At 64.7% G+C, this 18,320-nt stretch carries 10 protein-coding genes; 8 read left to right on the forward strand and 2 right to left on the reverse strand.

Annotated elements, in window-relative coordinates:
- The first annotated feature begins 72 nt into the window (after nt 1-72).
- The 6 genes from AC1DUN_RS20130 (at nt 73) to AC1DUN_RS20155 (ending at nt 14,537) form a co-directional block, all read left to right on the forward strand.
- Entirely contained in the window at nt 73-9,234 is a 9,162-nt protein-coding gene (locus AC1DUN_RS20130; protein ID WP_477715649.1) for an ESPR-type extended signal peptide-containing protein, read from the forward strand.
- Between the two features lie 113 nt (nt 9,235-9,347).
- Entirely contained in the window at nt 9,348-10,493 is a 1,146-nt protein-coding gene (locus tag AC1DUN_RS20135) for a DUF2827 domain-containing protein (protein WP_477664672.1), read from the forward strand.
- Nucleotides 10,490-11,644, forward strand: a complete 1,155-nt coding sequence (locus AC1DUN_RS20140) for a DUF2827 domain-containing protein (RefSeq protein WP_477715522.1) — start codon at nt 10,490-10,492, stop codon at nt 11,642-11,644. The genes AC1DUN_RS20135 and AC1DUN_RS20140 overlap by 4 nt, the downstream gene beginning before the upstream one ends.
- Nucleotides 11,644-12,249: a hypothetical protein gene (locus AC1DUN_RS20145; protein ID WP_477715523.1), complete on the forward strand. Its 606-nt coding sequence runs from the start codon at nt 11,644-11,646 to the stop codon at nt 12,247-12,249. Before AC1DUN_RS20140 ends, AC1DUN_RS20145 begins: the two co-directional genes overlap by 1 nt.
- Nucleotides 12,250-12,268: 19 nt before the next feature.
- Complete coding sequence (locus AC1DUN_RS20150; protein WP_477715524.1) at nt 12,269-13,387, forward strand: DUF2827 domain-containing protein; 1,119 nt, start codon at nt 12,269-12,271, stop codon at nt 13,385-13,387.
- Between the two features lie 10 nt (nt 13,388-13,397).
- Nucleotides 13,398-14,537: a DUF2827 domain-containing protein gene (locus AC1DUN_RS20155; RefSeq protein ID WP_477715525.1), complete on the forward strand. Its 1,140-nt coding sequence runs from the start codon at nt 13,398-13,400 to the stop codon at nt 14,535-14,537.
- A gap of 67 nt (nt 14,538-14,604) precedes the next feature.
- On the opposite strand, the gene AC1DUN_RS20160 is transcribed toward AC1DUN_RS20155, so the two are convergent.
- Both AC1DUN_RS20160 and AC1DUN_RS20165 read right to left on the reverse strand, forming a co-directional pair.
- Nucleotides 14,605-15,723, reverse strand: a complete 1,119-nt coding sequence (locus tag AC1DUN_RS20160; RefSeq protein ID WP_477715526.1) for a transglutaminase-like domain-containing protein — start codon at nt 15,721-15,723, stop codon at nt 14,605-14,607.
- Between the two features lie 102 nt (nt 15,724-15,825).
- Nucleotides 15,826-16,371 carry a TlpA family protein disulfide reductase gene (locus tag AC1DUN_RS20165; RefSeq protein WP_477715527.1) on the reverse strand — a complete coding sequence of 182 codons (546 nt, stop codon included), beginning with the start codon at nt 16,369-16,371 and terminating at the stop codon, nt 15,826-15,828.
- Between the two features lie 90 nt (nt 16,372-16,461).
- On the opposite strand from AC1DUN_RS20165, the gene AC1DUN_RS20170 reads away from it, so the two are divergent.
- Together AC1DUN_RS20170 and egtD are read left to right on the forward strand one after the other, a co-directional pair.
- Nucleotides 16,462-16,974, forward strand: coding sequence for an N-acetyltransferase family protein (locus AC1DUN_RS20170; RefSeq protein ID WP_477715528.1), 513 nt, complete (start codon nt 16,462-16,464; stop codon nt 16,972-16,974).
- 286 nt (nt 16,975-17,260) lie between these two features.
- A complete protein-coding gene (gene egtD / locus AC1DUN_RS20175) occupies nt 17,261-18,289 on the forward strand; it encodes an L-histidine N(alpha)-methyltransferase (RefSeq protein ID WP_477715529.1) in 1,029 nt (342 codons plus the stop codon).
- Nucleotides 18,290-18,320: the final 31 nt, after the last annotated feature.

Below are 18,320 nucleotides of genomic sequence, written 5' to 3' on the forward strand. Positions count from 1 at the left end.
CTCAGCCCCGTGAGTTCGGCCTACGGGCAAACACTGCCGGAAGCCGCCTGTACCGCGGGCAATGGCGGCACGATGTATTCCGCAGCCTCGACCTGCGTGAATTACGTCAACAACACACGCATTTACGTCGATTCACTGTCGACCTCGACGTCAACAGGCCTGAGTACCGCCACCAGCCGCCTCAACTCGCTGTCAACGGGCCTGAGCACCACGGACAGCCGCGTCACGTCGCTGTCCACCTCCACCTCGACGGGTATCGGCTCCCTGTCCACCGGACTGAGCACCGCCACGAGCAGCATCACGTCCCTGTCGACCTCGGCTTCCACCGGCATCAGTTCGCTGTCCACCGGCCTGAGCACCACCAACAGCAGTGTGGCTTCGCTGTCGACTTCGGCATCTACGGGCATCAGCTCCCTCTCGACCTCCACGTCCACAGGTTTGAGCACCGCAACCAGCGGCATCACCTCGCTGTCCACCGGACTGAGCACGACGAATAGCAGCGTCACTTCGCTGTCCACATCGGCATCGACGGGCATCAGTTCCCTCTCGACCTCCACGTCCACAGGCTTGAGCACCGCCAACAGCGGGATCACGTCCCTGTCCACAGGACTCAGCACGGCCAACAGCGGCATCGTCTCCTTGTCCACTGGACTGAGCACAACCAACAGCAGCGTCACCTCGCTGTCGACCTCCACGTCTACCGGCCTGAGTACCGCTACCAGCGGCATTACATCGCTCTCCACCGGACTGAGCACCACCAACAGCAGCGTCACTTCGCTATCCACATCGGCATCGACCGGTCTCAGCACAGCCAGCAGCGGCATCGTCTCCTTGTCCACTGGACTGAGCACGACCAACAGCAGCGTCACCTCACTGTCGACGTCTACCTCTACCGGCCTGAGCACCGCCACCAGCGGCATTACGTCGCTCTCCACCGGACTGAGCACCACCAACAGCAGCGTCACCTCGCTGTCGACGGGCTTGAGCACCACGGACAGCCGTGTCACATCCCTGTCCACCTCGACGTCGACAGGCCTGAGCACCGCTACCAGCGGCATCACATCGCTATCCACCGGCCTGAGCAGCACCAACAGCAACGTCACATCACTGTCGACCGCCAGCAGCTCACTTTCTACCGGGCTCAGCACGGCCAACAGCAGCGTCATCTCGCTATCCACGGGCCTCAGCACCACCGACAGCCGCGTCACCTCGCTGTCCACGTCGGCATCGACGGGCTTGAGCACGGCCACCAGCGGCATCACCTCACTGTCTACCGGCCTGAGCACGGCTGCCAGCGGGATCACCTCGCTGTCCACCGGCCTGAGCACCACCAACAGCAATGTCACATCGCTGTCGACTGCCAGCAGTTCCCTGTCCACTGGGCTCAGCACCACAGACAGCCGTGTCACCTCCCTGTCCACCTCGACGTCGACAGGCCTGAGCACAGCTACCAGCGGCATCACATCGCTCTCCACCGGGCTCAGCACGACCAATAGCAGCGTGACCTCGCTGTCAACCTCGGCCTCTACCGGTATCAGTTCGCTGTCCACCTCGGCATCGACCGGCCTCAGCACCGCGGATAGCCGGATCACCTCACTGTCGACCTCGACGTCAACGGGCTTGAGCACGGCGACCAGCGGGATCACCTCACTTTCCACCGGCCTGAGCAGCACCAACAGCAGCGTGGTTTCGCTGTCGACTTCGGCGTCGACGGGCATCAGTTCGCTCTCGACCTCGACATCCACAGGTCTGAGCACGGCCACCAGCGGCATCACTTCGCTGTCCACCGGCCTGAGCACCACGGACAGCCGCGTCACCTCGCTGTCCACGTCGGCATCGACGGGCCTGAGCACCGCTACCAGCGGCATCACTTCCCTATCCACCGGGCTCAGCACGGCCAGCAGCGGCATCCTCTCCCTGTCGACTGGGCTGAGCACCACCAACAGCAGTGTCACTTCGCTGTCGACCTCCACCTCGACGGGTTTGAGCACAGCCACAAGCGGCATCGTCTCGCTGTCGACCGGCCTTAGCGGCACCAACAGCAGCGTGGCGTCCTTGTCGACGTCGACCTCCACAGGCCTGAGCACGACGAATAGCAGCGTCACTTCGCTGTCAACATCCGCCTCGACCGGTATCAGTTCCCTGTCCACATCGGCATCGACCGGCCTCAGTACCGCAGACAGCCGGATCACCTCACTGTCGACTTCGACGTCGACGGGCTTGAGCACCGCCACCAGTGGCATCACCTCACTGTCCACCGGCCTGAGCAGCACCAACAGCAACGTCACATCGCTGTCGACTTCGGCATCGACCGGCATCAGTTCGCTCTCGACCTCAACGTCCACGGGGCTGAGCACCGCCACCAGTGGGATTACCTCCCTATCGACCGGCCTGAGCAGCACCAACAGCAGCGTGACCTCGCTGTCGACCTCGGCATCGACAGGCATCAGCTCACTTTCGACCTCCACGTCCACGGGCTTGAGCACCGCCACCAGTGGCATCACCTCACTGTCTACCGGCCTGAGCAGCACCAACAGCAACGTCACATCGCTGTCGACTGCCAATAGCTCACTTTCTACCGGGCTCAGCACGGTTAACAGCAGCGTCACCTCGCTGTCCACTTCTACATCGACGGGCCTGAGCACCGCGACCAGCGGCGTCACCTCGCTGTCCACCGGCCTGAGCAGCACCAACAGCAAYGTCACATCRCTGTCGACCGCCAGCAGCTCACTGTCCACYGGRCTCAGCACGGCCAACAGCARCGTCACCTCGCTGTCCACRGGCCTCAGCACCACCGACAGCCGCGTCACMTCGCTGTCCACGTCGACATCGACGGGCTTGAGCACCGCTACCAGCGGCATCACATCGCTGTCCACTGGCCTGAGCAGCACCAACAGCAATGTCACATCGCTGTCGACCGCCAGCAGCTCRCTGTCCACYGGRCTCAGCACGGCCAACAGCARYGTCACCTCGCTATCCACGTCGACGTCGACCGGCTTGAGTACCGCTACCAGCAGCATCACATCGCTGTCCACCGGCCTGAGCACCACCAACAGCAGCGTCACGTCCTTGTCGACATCTGCCTCAACCGGTATCGGCTCACTGTCTACCGGCTTGAGCACGGCGAACAGCAACGTCACCTCGCTGTCCGCCTCGACTTCGACCGGTTTGAGCACCGCCGACAGCCGTATCACTTCGCTGTCGACGTCCACGTCCACCGGTATCGGCTCGCTTTCCACCGGCCTGAGCACCGCCGCCAGTGGCATCACGTCCCTGTCCACCGGGCTGAGCACCACCAACAGCAGTGTCACGTCCTTGTCGACGTCCGCATCGACCGCGGTCGGCTCCTTGTCCACTTCAGCGTCAACCGGCCTGAGCACCGCCGACAGCCGGATCACCTCGCTATCGACGTCCACGTCCACCGGTATTGGTTCTCTTTCCACCGGCCTGAGCAGCACCAACAGCAGTGTCACGTCCTTGTCGACGTCCGCGTCGACCGCGGTCGGCTCCCTGTCCACCTCGACGTCAACCGGCCTGAGCACCGCGACCAGCGGCATCACTTCGCTGTCGACTGGCCTGAGCACCGCTAACAGCAATGTCGCATCGCTGTCCACGTCGGCTTCGACGGGCATCGGCTCGCTGTCCACCGGCCTGAGCACCACGAACAGCGCAGTCGCATCGGTGTCCACGGGCATCAGTTCCCTGTCGACCGGTGTCAGCGCGGTCTCCAGCGGCCTGGCCTCGCTGTCGACCTCGACCTCCACCGGCCTGAGCACGGCGGACAGCCGCACCACGTCGCTGTCCACATCGGCATCGACCGGGATAGGCTCCCTGTCCACTTCGGCTTCGACAGGCCTGAGCACCGCCGCCAGCGGCATTGCCTCGCTATCCACCGGCTTGAGCACGGCCAGCAGCGGTATTGCATCCCTGTCCACGTCCACGTCCACGGGCCTGAGCACGGCCACCAGCGGCATCGCGTCCCTGTCAACGTCGGCCAGTTCGCTGTCCACCGGCCTGAGCACCACCAATAGCAGCGTCACCTCGCTGTCGACCTCCACGTCGACAGGACTGAGCACCGCCGACAGCCGGATCACTTCACTGTCGACGTCTACTTCCACAGGATTGAGCACGGCGACCAGCGGCATCACTTCGCTGTCCACCGGCCTCAGCACCACGAACAGCAATGTCGCGTCCTTGTCGACGTCCGCTTCGACCGGCATCGGTTCCCTGTCGACCTCGGCCAGCTCGCTGTCCACCGGCCTGAGCACGACCAATAGCAACGTCACCTCGCTGTCGACATCCACCTCAACGGGCCTGAGCACGGCCGACAGCCGGATCACTTCACTGTCATCCTCGACCTCCATCGGTTTGAGCACGGCGACGAGCGGCATCACGTCCCTGTCGACAGGCCTGAGCACCACCAACAGCAACGTCACCTCGCTGTCGTCCTCGACATCGACCGGCTTGAGCACGGCCGCCAGCGGCATCAGCTCCTTGTCCACCGGGCTTAGCACCACGGACAGCAACGTCACATCGCTGTCCACATCGGCATCCACGGGCCTGAGTACCGCGGCCAGCGGTATCACCTCCCTGTCGACCGGCCTGAGCACAACCAACAGCAATGTCGCGTCCTTGTCGACGTCCGCTTCGACCGGCATCGGCTCCCTGTCGACCTCGGCCAGTTCCCTGTCTACAGGCCTGAGCACGACCAATAGCAACGTCACCTCGCTGTCGACTTCGACATCCACGGGCCTGAGCACCGCCGACAGCCGGATCACGTCCCTGTCCACGTCCACATCAACCGGACTGAGCACCGCGGCCAGCGGCATCACTTCGCTGTCGACGTCGGCTTCGACCGGCATCAGCTCGCTGTCAAGCTCCACTTCGACGGGCTTGAGCACGGCCGCCAGCGGTATTTCCTCGCTGTCCACGGGCCTGAGCACAACGGACAGCAATGTGGCATCCCTGTCGACATCCGCCTCAACCGGCTTGAGCACGGCCGATAGCCGGACCACGTCGCTGTCGACGTCGACCTCCACCGGCCTGAGCACCGCCGCCAGCGGCATTTCCTCGCTCTCCACCGGATTGAGCACCACGAACAGCAGCGTCACCTCGCTGTCGACTTCCACTTCAACGGGCTTGAGCACGGCAACCAGCGGCATCACCTCCCTGTCGACGGGCCTGAGCACCACAAACAGCAATGTCGCGTCGCTGTCGACGTCCGCTTCGACTGGCGTCAGCTCGCTGTCCACCGGCCTGAGCACCACCAACAGCAACGTCACCTCACTGTCGACCTCCACTTCGACAGGCTTGAGCACCGCCGACAGCCGCATCACCTCGCTCTCGACGTCTACCTCCTCGGGGTTGAGCACATCGACCAGCGGCATTGCTTCTTTGTCGACAGGGTTGAGCACCACGGACAGCAATGTCGCGGCGCTGTCCACGTCGGCCTCGACCGGCATCGGATCCTTGTCGACCTCGGCCAGCTCGCTGTCCACCGGCCTGAGCACCACCAACAGCAACGTCACCTCGCTGTCGACTTCCACGTCAACAGGCCTGAGTACCGCCGCCAGCGGCATCACTTCGCTGTCGACCTCGGCCTCAACCGGCTTCAGCTCGCTGTCCACCGGATTGAGCAGCACCAACAGCAATGTCGCATCCCTGTCGACGTCTGCTTCGACCGGCATCAGCTCGCTGTCAAGCTCCACCTCGACGGGACTCAGCACAGCCGCCAGCGGTATTTCCTCCTTGTCCACGGGCCTGAGCACAACGGACAGCAATGTGGCATCCCTGTCAACGTCCACCTCGACCGGTTTGAGCACCGCCACAAGCGGCATCGCCTCAGTTTCCACCGGCCTGAGCACGACCAACAGCAACGTCACCTCGCTGTCGACTTCCACCTCGACAGGCCTGAGCACCGCCGACAGCCGGATCACTTCGCTGTCGACTTCGACGTCCACCGGCCTGAGCACGGCGACCAGCGGTATTGCCTCCCTGTCGACGTCAACGAACTCGCTGTCCACCGGACTGAGCACGACCAACAGCAATGTGACCTCGCTGTCGACCTCCGCTTCGACGGGCCTGAGCACCGCCGACAGCCGGATCACTTCACTGTCGACTTCGACCTCAACCGGCCTGAGCACGGCGACCAGCGGCATTGCATCCTTGTCGACGGGCTTGAGCACCACGGACAGCAACGTCACGTCGCTGTCCACCGGCTTCGGCTCCCTATCGACCGGTTTCAGCTCGCTGTCGACCGCCACGTCGGCCGGCTTCAGTTCGCTGTCCACGGGCCTGAGCACCACCGACAGCAACCTGGCGGCGCTGTCGACCTCGGCCTCGACCGGTATCGGCTCCCTGTCCACCTCGGCCTCGACGGGCCTGAGCACCTCGGCCAGCCGGATCACCTCGCTGTCGACCTCCACCTCGACGGGCTTGAGCTCCCTGTCCACGGGCCTGAGCACCACCGACAGCACCGTGGCTTCGCTCTCGACCGGCTTTGGTTCCATCTCTACCGGCTTCAGCTCCATTTCGACCGGTTTCAGCTCGCTGTCGACTTCAACATCCACTGGCTTTAGCTCGCTGTCCACGGGCCTGAGCACCGCCGAGAGCGGCGTGGCCTCACTGTCGACCGGTTTCAGTTCGGTGTCCACCGGCTTCAGTTCACTCTCGACAGGCTTCAGCTCGCTGTCCACCGCCACCTCGACGGGCTTCAGTTCCATGTCCACGGGTCTCAGTTCCCTGTCCACGGGCCTGAGCACCACGGACAGCGCCGTGGCCTCGCTGTCCACCGGTTTTGGCACGGTCTCCACCGGCTTCAGTTCCATCTCGACGGGTTTCAGCTCGATCTCGACCGGCTTTAACTCGCTGTCGACGTCGACCTCGACCGGCTTCAGCTCCCTGTCCACCGGCCTGAGCACCACCGAAAGTGTGGTGGCCTCGCTGTCCACCGGCTTCAACACGGTGTCCACCGGTTTCAGTTCGATCTCGACGGGCTTTAACTCGCTGTCGACGTCCACCTCGACCGGCTTCAACTCCCTGTCGACCGGCCTGAGTACCACCGAAAGCGTGGTGGCCTCGCTGTCCACCGGCTTCAACACGGTGTCCACCGGTTTCAGCTCGATCTCGACGGGCTTTAGCTCCTTGTCGACCTCCACCTCGACCGGCGTCAGTTCGCTCTCCACCGGCTTGAGCAGCACCAACAGCAATGTCGCCTCGCTGTCGACCTCCACTTCGACCGGTGTGAGCTCGCTGTCCACCGCCATTGATTCACTGTCGACCTCGGGTTCCACCAGCACCAGCTCGCTGTCGACCGGCGTGAGTTCGCTGTCCACGGGCCTGGATTCCCTGTCGACCTCGGCCTCCACGGGCATCAGTTCGCTGTCGACCGGCTTCGGCTCCCTGTCCACCGGGTTTGGATCGCTGTCCACCGGCTTTATCTCGCTGTCGACCAGCGTGGGCTCCCTCTCGACGGGCCTCAGCACCACCAACAGCAATGTCGCGGTGCTGTCCACCTCGGCCTCGACGGGCATCAGCTCGCTGTCGACCGCCATCGACGGGCTGTCCACCTCGACCTCCACGAGCGCCAGTTCGCTGTCCACGGGCCTGAGCAGCACCAACAGCAACGTCGCGTCCCTGTCCACCTCGGCCTCGACCGGTGTCAGCTCGCTGTCGACCGGTGTGAGTTCACTGTCCACCGGCGTCAGTTCGCTCTCGACCGGCGTGAGCTCCCTGTCCACCGGTATCAGTTCACTGTCGACCTCGACATCCACCGGCATCAGCTCGCTGTCCACCGGGGTCAGCTCGCTCTCGACGTCGACCTCGACAGGCATCGTTTCCCTGTCGACCAGCATTGATTCGCTGTCGACCTCGACGTCCACCGGCCTCAGTTCGCTGTCCACCGGGGTCAGTTCCCTGTCGACGGGCGTCAGCTCGCTGTCCACGGGCCTGAGCACCACCAACAGCAACGTCGCCTCGCTGTCGACCTCGACGTCCACGGGCATCAGTTCCCTGTCGACCGGGCTCAACTCGCTGTCCACCTCGACTTCCACCGGCTTCAGCTCGCTCTCGACCGGCTTCAGCGCCGTCTCCACCGGGCTCAGCACGGTCAGCAGCAGCGTGACTTCGCTGTCGACCTCGGTCTCCACAGGCACCAGCTCGCTGTCCACCGGCCTGAGCACGGCCAACAGCAACATCGCCTCGCTGTCGACCTCGACCTCCACCGGCCTGAGCACGGCCAACAGCGGCATCACCTCCCTGTCGACCGGCCTGAGCACAATCGGCAACAGCGTGACCTCGCTGTCCACCGGCTTGAGCACCGCCAACAACGGCATCGCCTCGCTGTCCACCGGGCTGTCGAGCGCGACCTCGGGCACCACGGCCCTGGCCCCGCTGGTCAATGCGGCAAACTCCGCGGCGGCCAACGGCGGCGCGGTCATAGGGTCCACCGCGGGCGGCGCCGCCGGCGCCGGGCTGCTCACACAGGGCAAGTCCCTGAACGGCACGGCGCTGCAGACCGTGGCCTCGCCTTCCGATTGCACGGTGGCCAACGGCGCCGACACCACGGCAACCGGCTTGTGCGCCAGCGCCGGCACCCGTGCCGGGGTCAACGGCGCGGCCGCCACGACGGTGGCCACCGGCGCCACCGCCTACGGCTCGCAATCGCTGGCCCAGGACAAAAACACCACGGCCATCGGCTTCCGCGCAACGGCCACCTATGAGGGCTCCGTGGCCATCGGCTTCCAGGCCAGGGCGATTGCCGACCCGGCCACCGCCGTCGGCTGGAACTCGCTGGCCTCGGGCAACGACTCGGTGGCCCTGGGCGCCGCGGCCGAAGCCACGGCCAACCGCTCCGTGGCACTGGGTGCCTACTCGGTGGCCGACCAGCCCAATACGGTGTCGGTGGGCTCGCCCGGCAACGAGCGCCGCATCACCAATGTGGCCCCCGGTGTTTACGCCACCGACGCGGTCAACGTCGGGCAGCTCAACGATGTCAGGCGCGTGGCCTACTCCGGCATCGCGATGAGCATGGCCATGGCCGCCACCTACATGCCCAACCTCGAAGGCGGCGAAAAAGCCCTGGGCATAGGCGTGGGCAACTACAAGGGCTACGGCGCGCTGGGCCTGAACTTCAAGGCGCTCAACAACGACGGCAAGAGCGCATGGGGCTTCGGCGTCTCCACCACCGGCAAGGAGTGGGGCATGAACTTCGGCGCAAGCTGGAAGTGGCGTTAAGTAGAATGGCCTGAGCGCCTTAAAACCATCAGATGGAGCCCCCCGGCTCCCGGTGAGCGCCGCGCGGCCCCCCCAGGGCCCCCGGCGCTCATTGCTTTGGGAGAGACACAAGCATGCGTATCGGTATCTCGGTCCTCACACACGCCGGCCAGAACATCTGGGAAAACGGGCTGGGGCAGAACGTCATCTTCCTGGCCCAGTCCTTCCAGAAGCTGCCCTTTGTGCAGTCCGTCGTGCTGCTCAACGGCGGGGACCAGAGCAGCATGCCGCCCCAGGTCAACATGGACGCGCTGGGCCTGCGCATGATGTCCGCGCACGAAGCCACCGACCACATCGACCTGGCCATCGAGATGGCCGGCGCGCTGGACGTCAAATGGCTGGACTACCTGCGCGCCCAGGGCAAAAAAGTGGTCTGGTACTGCGCCGGCCAGCCCTATGTCGGCCTGATAGAGCCCAGCGTGTTCGACCGCCCGGGGTTTTTCAGCCGGGCCGACCGCTGCGACGAGATCTGGATACTGCCCAAGGACTTTTCCGCCTTCGCCCCCATGTTGCGCGCCCTGCACCGCTGCCCGGTGCATGAAGTGCCCTATATCTGGTCGCCGCAGTTCCTGGACGCGCGCGCCCGGGAACTGGAGAAAGAGGGTTATGCCTTCGGCTACAAACCGCGCGCGCCCGGCGCCGGCCTGCGCGTGGCCATCTTCGAGCCCAATGTGTCGGTGGTCAAATGCACCAACATCCCCATGCTGGTCTGCGACGAGGCCTTCCGCGCCGAGCCCGCCCAGGTGAGCTTCATGCACGTGCTCAACACCCTGCACCTCAAGGACCACCCCACGCTGCTCTACCTGGCCAACTCGCTGGATCTGGTCAAGCAGCAAAAAGCGATTTTCCAGGGCCGCCATGACTTTGCCGGCTATATGGTGCAGCATGCCGACGCCGTGGTGGCCCACCAGTGGCAAAACGACCAGAACTACAACTACCTGGACGCCCTGCACGGCAACTACCCGCTGATCCACAACTCGCCCTGGCTGCGCGACGCCGGGTATTCCGACTACTACTATCCCGACTTCAACACGGCCGAAGGCGGGCGCAAGCTGCTGCTGGCCGCAAGCCAGCACGACAGCCGCCTGGAGCAGCACCGCCAGCAGGCCCGGCGGGTGATCGCCTCGGTCGATCCCTTCGCGCACGCCAACCTGCAAAGCCTGGCGCGCAGGCTGCAGGCGCTTTTCAGCAATACCGCAAGCGTGGGAGCCGCCGCATGAGCCAGGCCAAAGCGAGCACACCTGACCGCCTGCGGGTCGGCGTTTCCATTTACGTGCGCAAGGGCGAGCAATCGCTGTGGGAAAACGGCATTTACCAGAACTGCCTGTTTCTGGTGATGCTGCTGCTCAAGGCGCCCAACGTGGCCGAAACCTACCTGGTCAGCGGAGGCGGCGACGGCGACGCGGCCGACGCCCAGCGCTTCATGGCCGACTCCCCGGTGCCCATCATCGACATGGCGGCCGCGGCCGACAAGCTCGACATCATGATAGAAATGAGCGCGCAGCTGGGCCGGGACTGGGCCGTGGGCTTTCGCGAGCGCGGCGGGAAGATCGTGACCATGCGCGTCGGCAACGACTACGTCATCGACATCGAGCGCATGATTTTCAACAAGCAGCACGGCTTGCTGATCGCCGGAACGCCCTACGACGAAATCTGGACCCTGCCAGAGTACGAGCGCAGCTGCATGCACTACTTCGGCAGCGCGATGCGGGCGCCGGTACGGCTGATGCAGCACCTCTGGAGCCCCGGCGTGATAGACCGCGCGGCCGCGACCCTGCCCAACGGCGAGACCTTCGGCTACAAACCGGGCCGCAAAAAATGGCGGCTGGGCATCTTCGAGCCCAATATCTGCATGGTCAAGACCAGCCACCTGCCCATGCTGCTGATCGACATGGCGCACCGGGCCAACCCGCGCGTGATCGAGCTGATGCGGGTCTACAACAGCTTTCACATGAAGGACCATGTGACCTTTGTCGGCTTCGCCAACAGCCTGGACATCGTCAGGCACGGCCTGGCCGTCTTCGAAGGCCGCTTTCCGGTCTATCAGTGTTTGTCCTCGCAGGTCGATGCCGTGGTCTGCCACCACTGGGAAAACGGGCAGAACTACCTGTATTACGAAGCGCTTTACGGCGGCTACCCGCTGGTCCACAACTCCAGCTTCCTCGCCGATTGCGGCTACTTCTACCCCGGCTTCGATTGCGAGGAAGGCGGCCTGGCCCTGCTGCAGGCCTTTTCCCAGCATGACGCCGACCTGGCCGGCTACCGGGAGCGCGCGCGCACCTTTTTGCGCACGCTGGCGCCCGAGAACGAGGACAACGTGCGTGCCTACAATGAGGCGCTGGTCCATCTGTACCGCGCAGCTTCATCGTGATGCCCACCTCTTTCCTCTCCTTTTTGCGCCGCGCTCTGCTGGCGGCCGCGGTTCTGGGCGCGCCGGCTTTCCAGGCGCAGGCACAGGTCACGCCGCAGCGCCCGCCCGCGGCAGCTGCCGCTCCCGCCCCCGGCGCACCGCTGGACGCGCTGACAGCCGCCGCCACCAATGTGGGCGTGAGGCGCTGCCTGCCGGCCATCACCCGCCTGTCCTCGCTGACCGTCAACGGCAGCACCGGCAACGACGTGCTGGTCGACTGGGACCGCAAAAACCCCGACGGCGGCCCCTTCTTCTCGCTCAGCGGGGTCGAGTACAAAAACGCCTCGCTGGCCTTTTCCCTGACGGCGGTGCCCGACAGCACGGGCGGCTGCTCGGTCGCGGCCGAACGCATCTCGGTCGCGCCTTTTGCCTGCCGCAGCATCGCGCAGCAGGAGCTGGGCGGCTACCAGGCCACGCAGCTGCTGGCCACCTTCACCGTCTACGTCGATGCGCGCGACCCCGGCGCCTCGGTGACCCTGATCGACTCGCCGCCCGGCTGCCTGATCATCCGCCGCCACGTCGAGTACGACTGGAAAGACCCTGCGCTGAAAGCGCCGAGGCGATGAACGGCGGGGCAAACCGGCCATGAAGGCCCTGCGCATAGGCATCACCATAGGCCTGCGCTCGCCCGATGAAAGCCTGTGGGTCAACGGCATCAAGCAGAACGCGCTGAACCTGGCCTGCGTGCTGCAGGCCTCGCCGCTGGGCCACCGGGTGCAGCTGGTCAACACCACCGACGTGCCCATCACCAGCCAGCTTCCCTGGGACCTCCAGGCCTTCCCGGTCGTCACGCTGGAGGCCGCCATGAAGGACCTCGACGTGCTGATCGAGCTGGGCGGCGGCATCAGCGAAGCGCATTCCCTGCAGCTGAAGGCGTCCGGCACGCGCCTGGTCAGCTACTGCTGCGGCAGCGAGTACGTGGTGGTGCTGGAGTCCATCCTGTTCGGCCGGCCGCTCTGGCCCAACGGCGTTTACATGAACCGCCACTACGACGAGATCTGGGTGATTCCCCAGGTGGCCAACAACTCGCTGTCCTTTATCCAGACGCTCAGGCGCTGCCCGGCCAAGGTCGTTCCCTTTGTCTGGGACCCGCGCTGGCTGGAGTCCAGTGTGGCGGCGCTGCCCCATGGCGCGCGCTACCAGCCGGGCCGCGCGGCCAAGCGCCTGGCCGTCATGGAACCGAATATGGATGTGGTCAAGGCCTGTATCTATCCCATCCTGATCGCCGAAGCGGCCTTCCGGGCGCGGCCCGAGCTGATCGAGTTCCTCAACGTCTGCAGCGCCAAGCACCTGGCCGAGCAAAGCCGCGAGTTCCAGCTGCTGATGTTCCAGCTCGACATCGTCAATGCCGGCAAGGCCACCTTCCTGGGGCGTTATGACACGGCGAATTTCCTGGGCGAACACGCCGATGCCGTGATCTCCAACCAGTGGGACAACCCGCTCAACTATTTCTACTTCGACGTCTGCTGGCTGGGCTACCCGCTGGTGCACAACGCCGGCATGTGCAAAGAGCTGGGCTATTACTACGAAGGCAATGACGTGGACGCCGGCGCGCGCCAGCTGCTGCAGGTGCTGCAGCGGCATGACGATGCGGCCACCGAATATGCCGCGCGGCAGCGGGAGCGGCTAAGGGTGCACACGGCCGCCAACCCGGAACTGGTGGCCCGCTACGACGAACTGCTGGCCGGGCTTTTGACCGGCTGAGACCGCAGCCATGACCTCCACCAGCCCCGGCCTGCGCATAGGCATCACCATAGGCCTGCACCAGGAGGCCGAAACGCTGTGGAACAACGGCATCAAACAGAACGCGGTGTTCCTGGCCGAAACCCTCAAGCACTCGCGGCTGGTGGCCTCGGTACGCCTGGTGAACACCACCGCCGTGCGCATCACGGCCGCCCTGCCCTGGGACCAGCGGCGCTGGCCCACCGTCGCCTTTGAGGATGCCAAGGACTCGCTGGACGTGCTGATCGAGCTCGGCGGCCAGGTCAGCGCGGAGCAGACCGATTACCTCAAGCGCCGCGGAACGCGGCTGGTGTCCTACTGCTGCGGCTTTGAATATGTGCACACCATGGAGTCCATCCTGTTTGGCCGGCCACTGTGGGGTTATGACCTGTTCATCAACCAGCGTTATGACGACCTCTGGGTGATTCCGCAGGTGGCGCCCATCAGCCAGCATTATTTTTCAACGCTGCGGCGCAGGCCGGCCACCGTGGTGCCCTTTGTCTGGGACCCGGTGTTCATCGAGGAACGCAGCCAGGCCCTCCCCGATGCCGGCCGCTACCACCCGCGGCACGGCCCGCGCCGGCTCAGCGTGATGGAGCAGAACCTGGATGTGGTCAAGTTCTGCCTCTACCCCATCCTGATCGCCGAGGAAGCCTACAGGCGCAGGCCCGAGGCCATCGCCTGGCTGCACGTCACCAATGCCTTGCGCCTGGCGCAGGAGAGCAAGGAGTTTGTCGCGCTGATGAACCAGCTCGACATCGTGCGCCAGCACAAGGCCTCCTTCCTGGGCGTGTATGAAACGCCGGCCTTTCTCAGCGAGATGAGCGACGTCGTGATCTCGCACCAGTGGGAAAACGCGCTCAACTACTTTTACCTCGAGGTCTGCTGGCAGGGCTATCCGCTGGTACACAACGCCCACCTGTGCGCCGACCTGGGCTATTACTACGAGGGCAATGACGTCGAGGCGGGCTGCGCGCGCCTGCTGGAGGTGTTCGACAAGCACGACGAACTGGCTGCTGCCTATGCGGCGCGGCAGCGCGAGCTGATCAAGCGCTACCTGCCGGGCAATACCGAGGTCGTGTCGCGTTACGAGGCGCTGCTGCAGCGCCTGATGGCCACGCCACCGGCTTAGGGTGCCGTGCACGGTGGAAACAAAAATGCCCTCCAAGGAGGGCATTTTGCTTTCGCGGCCACCAGGCTCAGGCGGCGACTTCCCTGGCCGTGATCTGGTACTTGAAATCATCCGGCGCGTAGGAGTCAAAACGCCCCGCCGCATTTTCGCCAATGGGGTACATAAAGAAACCGAGCTTCTCGCCGGCCGACTTCGGCAGGGCCAGGTCGTGCGCCGTGTTGTAAGCCATCCAGTTGCCTTCCCAGCCGCCGAACAGCGCCTTGTTCACGGGCGCCACCACCGGGTCGGTGGTGGTCTTGATCCAGTCCGCCGTTTCCAGGCGCATCACCTTGGCCACGTCGGCCGGGTCCATGGCCACCCAGCCGTGGCCCTTGAGGTAGACCTCGGAGCGGCAATGCTGGGCGCCCTTGAGGCTGGCCGGGTTGCCCGAGAGCTCCTTGTAGCCGAAGGCCGAGGGCACCAGGCGTATGCCGTAGACGTCGCGCGCCGGCAGGCCCACCGAGCGGCACAGGCCCACAAACAGCGCGTTCAGGTCGGCGCATTTTCCGCCCAGGTTGCCGGTTTCCAGCATGGTTTTGATGTCGCCTTCGCCGCAGCCGCGCACCTTGGGTTCGCGGTAGGTGTTGGCAACGATCCAGTCATACATCTTTTGCGCTTTCTCGACATCGGTCTTCGCGCCTTGGGTGGCGGCCAGCGCGGTCTTGCGCACGATGCCGTCGGTCGGGATCAGCGTGGTCGGGCGCGTGAAATAGCGCAGCGTGTCGGCGCTTTCGGCTGGAGCGGTTTTCTGCGACCAGTCGATGGCCCGGCCCTGGGTCTGCACGCGGCTGGTCAGTTCCACAAAGGGTTTGGCTTCCGTGACCGGGAATTCGGCGTACAGCATCTTCGCGCCGTCGCGGCCGTCCTGCGCCAGCAGCGTGCTGCCGTTGCTAGCGAAACTGTTGCCCAGCGAATGCTGGTAGTCGCTGTTGACCGAGGGAATCGGCAGCCAGACCTTGGTCACGCCTTGCGGCTTGAGGATGTCCACGCGTGTGGTCACGTCAAAAGTGCGCCAGGCGCCGCTTTGGGGCGCGAAGTGGCGGCGGCTAGGCGCGGGGGTCGTCTGGGCGAAGTTGAGGGATGGCAAGGCGGCGGCCATGGCGGCGGCTGCGCCGCTTTTCAGAAAGGCTCGGCGTACGGTGGTCATAAAGGATCTCCGGGTGGGGTGAGGGTGACGTGCACCGCAGCAGGTAAAGATGCTGCGGGATGTCAGGCTGCGATTATCGCCGCTGCCTTGCGGCGGACATGCTCAAGGCTTGAGCAGCCCGTCAATCAGCTTCGCAGCCGCGGGGCCGGTCCAGTCGACTTCGCCCTTGACGCGCAGGCGCGGCCGGCCGGCCGTGTCCATCATCAGGGTTGTCGGGAATACCTTCACACCCCAGCCCCGCGCCGCCTTGCCGTCGAGGTCCAGCAATACCGGCAGCGTCACGCCCGTGGTCCTGGCGAACTGCAGGGCACGCGCGGGCGGCTCCTTGAAGTTGATGGCCAGCACCAGCAGTTTCTCGGGCCCGTAAAAATCCGCCACCTGTTGCAGCGTGGGCATCTCGGCACGGCAGGGTTCGCACCAGCTGGCCCAGAAATTCAGCAGCACGGCCCGGCCGCGCAGGTCGGCGGCTTGCCAGGTCTTGCCGGTGGTGTCCACCAGCGCGAAAGCGGCCACCGGGCCGGCCCAGGGGCTGACTTCATACGCAGGGCCGGTCAAGCCCTGCGGCCTCGCCGGAAACACGGCGGCACCGGCGCTGATGGCGAGCGCCTGTTGCAGAAGATGGCGACGAGAAAAGGGCGGAATCGTCATGGGCCTGGCATTGGTAGGATGGTGCTAGCGTAACCGAGCCACCATGCATGTATCCATGCGGGCGCCTACACACCAATCACAGGAAGTTTCATGAACATCGATATCCGGGAAGCGCAAGCTGGCGACGCTGCGCTGATCCACAACTTCATCGTCGAACTGGCCATTTATGAAAAAGCGGAACATGAGGTCGTTGCGAGCACCGCGGACATTGAACGCAGCCTGTTTGAGCCAGGCACACCCGCCCGCGCCCTGATTTGCGAGATAGACGGCCAGCCCGTGGGTTATGCGGTGTACTTCCTGAGCTATTCCACCTGGCTGGGCCGCAAAGGCATGTACCTGGAGGATTTGTACGTGTCGCCCCAACACCGGGGCAGCGGCGCCGGCAAGCGGCTGCTCCGCCACCTGGCCCGGCTGGCTTTTGACAGCGGCTGCGGGCGCTTCGAATGGAGTGTGCTGGACTGGAACGAGCCGGCCATCCAGTTTTACCAGTCGCTGGGGGCCAAACCGCAGGCCGAATGGGTGCGCTACCGCATGGCCGGTGACACCCTGAGGCAGTTTGCGCAGGGGACCGAGCCCACAAGCCAGGCCCTGCCGACGCCATAAGCCCGCCCGCGCGGCCATGCCGGCGCTCGCCAGCGGCGCCGGCTCTTTGTAAGCGCTTTTTTGTAAGAAATGACAACCTGGGGCGACCAAATGCCACAGGAGGTCCGCACGCCGCTGCAAAAGACAGCACCGGCACAGCAGCAGCGTTGGCCCGCCCGGCGGCGCGAACCCTATATAGGACAGCATTTGGCCGGCGCCGCTTGCGCCCAAAGCGATTCAGTCCTACAAACACTCTTTTCGAACGGCTTTTAAATCTATAACCAAATAACCGTAGCCAAGGCGAATCTTGAACCTACCACTCAACATCTCGGCCCTCTCGCTCCAGCTGCCTCCTGCGTCCCCGCAATTCATTGACCTCTACCGTCCGGACAGCGACGCGCAGGCCATGCATGCAACGGTGCAGGAGCTGACGGAAGCACTGCTGGCCCCGGCGGCGGCCGTGTCGCCCAAATTCTTTTACAACGCGCTGGGCTCCAAACTCTTCGAGGCCATCACCGGCCTGGACGAGTACTACCCCACGCGCACCGAAGCCGGCATCTTCGAGGCGGCGCGAACGCACATCGCCGCCACGCTGGCCGAGGCGGGCATCCAGCAGCCCTGCCTGATCGACCTGGGCGCGGGCAACTGCGCCAAGGCCATGGCCTTGATACCGCACCTGCAGCCGCGCCAGTACGTGCCGGTCGACATCTCGGTCGATTTTTTGCGCGATGCGGCCGAGCAGGTGCAAAACAACTTTCCGGCGCTCGACATCGTCGGCCTGGGCATGGATTTTTCGGCCGGGCTGGCCCTGCCGGGCGAAGTCCAGGCGCATGAGCGGGTGTTTTTCTACCCGGGCTCCAGCCTGGGCAACTTTCACCCCGGCCAGGCCTTGCAGTTCCTGGAGCACATCGCCGACCCGGCGCAGGGCAAGGCGCGCGGCCTGCTGCTGGGCATAGACCTGGTCAAGGACACGGCGCGCCTGGAGGCCGCCTACGACGACGCGCTGGGCGTGACCGGCGCCTTCAACAAAAACCTGCTGCTCAATATCAACGACTTGCTGGGCTCGGACTTTGACCTGCGGCAATGGCGCCATGTGGCGCTGTTCAATGCCAGGGAGTCGCGCATCGAGATGCACCTGGAAGCGACGGATGAACTGACGGTGCGCTGGCCCGGCCACGAGCGCAGCTTCCAGGCCGGCGAACGCATACACACCGAGTGCTCCTACAAGTACACGGTCCCGGGCATGACGGCCTTGCTGCGGCAGGCCGGCTTCAAGCACATCGAATACTGGACCGATCCCAACAGCTGGTTCGCGGTGTTCTGGGCTGCGGTGTAAACAAAGCAATTCACCAAAAGAAAAAGGCCGG

The organism is Polaromonas sp. P4_F6 (assembly GCF_056401275.1).

Excerpts from the sequence above, each read along its gene's own strand:
- AC1DUN_RS20145 (WP_477715523.1), top strand. The coding sequence starts at position 11,644 with ATGCCCACCTCTTTCCTCTCCTTTTTGCGCCGCGCTCTGCTGGCGGCC.
- AC1DUN_RS20150 (WP_477715524.1), top strand. The coding sequence starts at position 12,269 with ATGAAGGCCCTGCGCATAGGCATCACCATAGGCCTGCGCTCGCCCGAT.
- AC1DUN_RS20140 (WP_477715522.1), top strand. The coding sequence starts at position 10,490 with ATGAGCCAGGCCAAAGCGAGCACACCTGACCGCCTGCGGGTCGGCGTT.
- AC1DUN_RS20135 (WP_477664672.1), top strand. The coding sequence starts at position 9,348 with ATGCGTATCGGTATCTCGGTCCTCACACACGCCGGCCAGAACATCTGG.
- AC1DUN_RS20170 (WP_477715528.1), top strand. The coding sequence starts at position 16,462 with ATGAACATCGATATCCGGGAAGCGCAAGCTGGCGACGCTGCGCTGATC.
- AC1DUN_RS20160 (WP_477715526.1), bottom strand. The coding sequence starts at position 15,723 with ATGACCACCGTACGCCGAGCCTTTCTGAAAAGCGGCGCAGCCGCCGCC.
- AC1DUN_RS20165 (WP_477715527.1), bottom strand. The coding sequence starts at position 16,371 with ATGACGATTCCGCCCTTTTCTCGTCGCCATCTTCTGCAACAGGCGCTC.
- AC1DUN_RS20155 (WP_477715525.1), top strand. The coding sequence starts at position 13,398 with ATGACCTCCACCAGCCCCGGCCTGCGCATAGGCATCACCATAGGCCTG.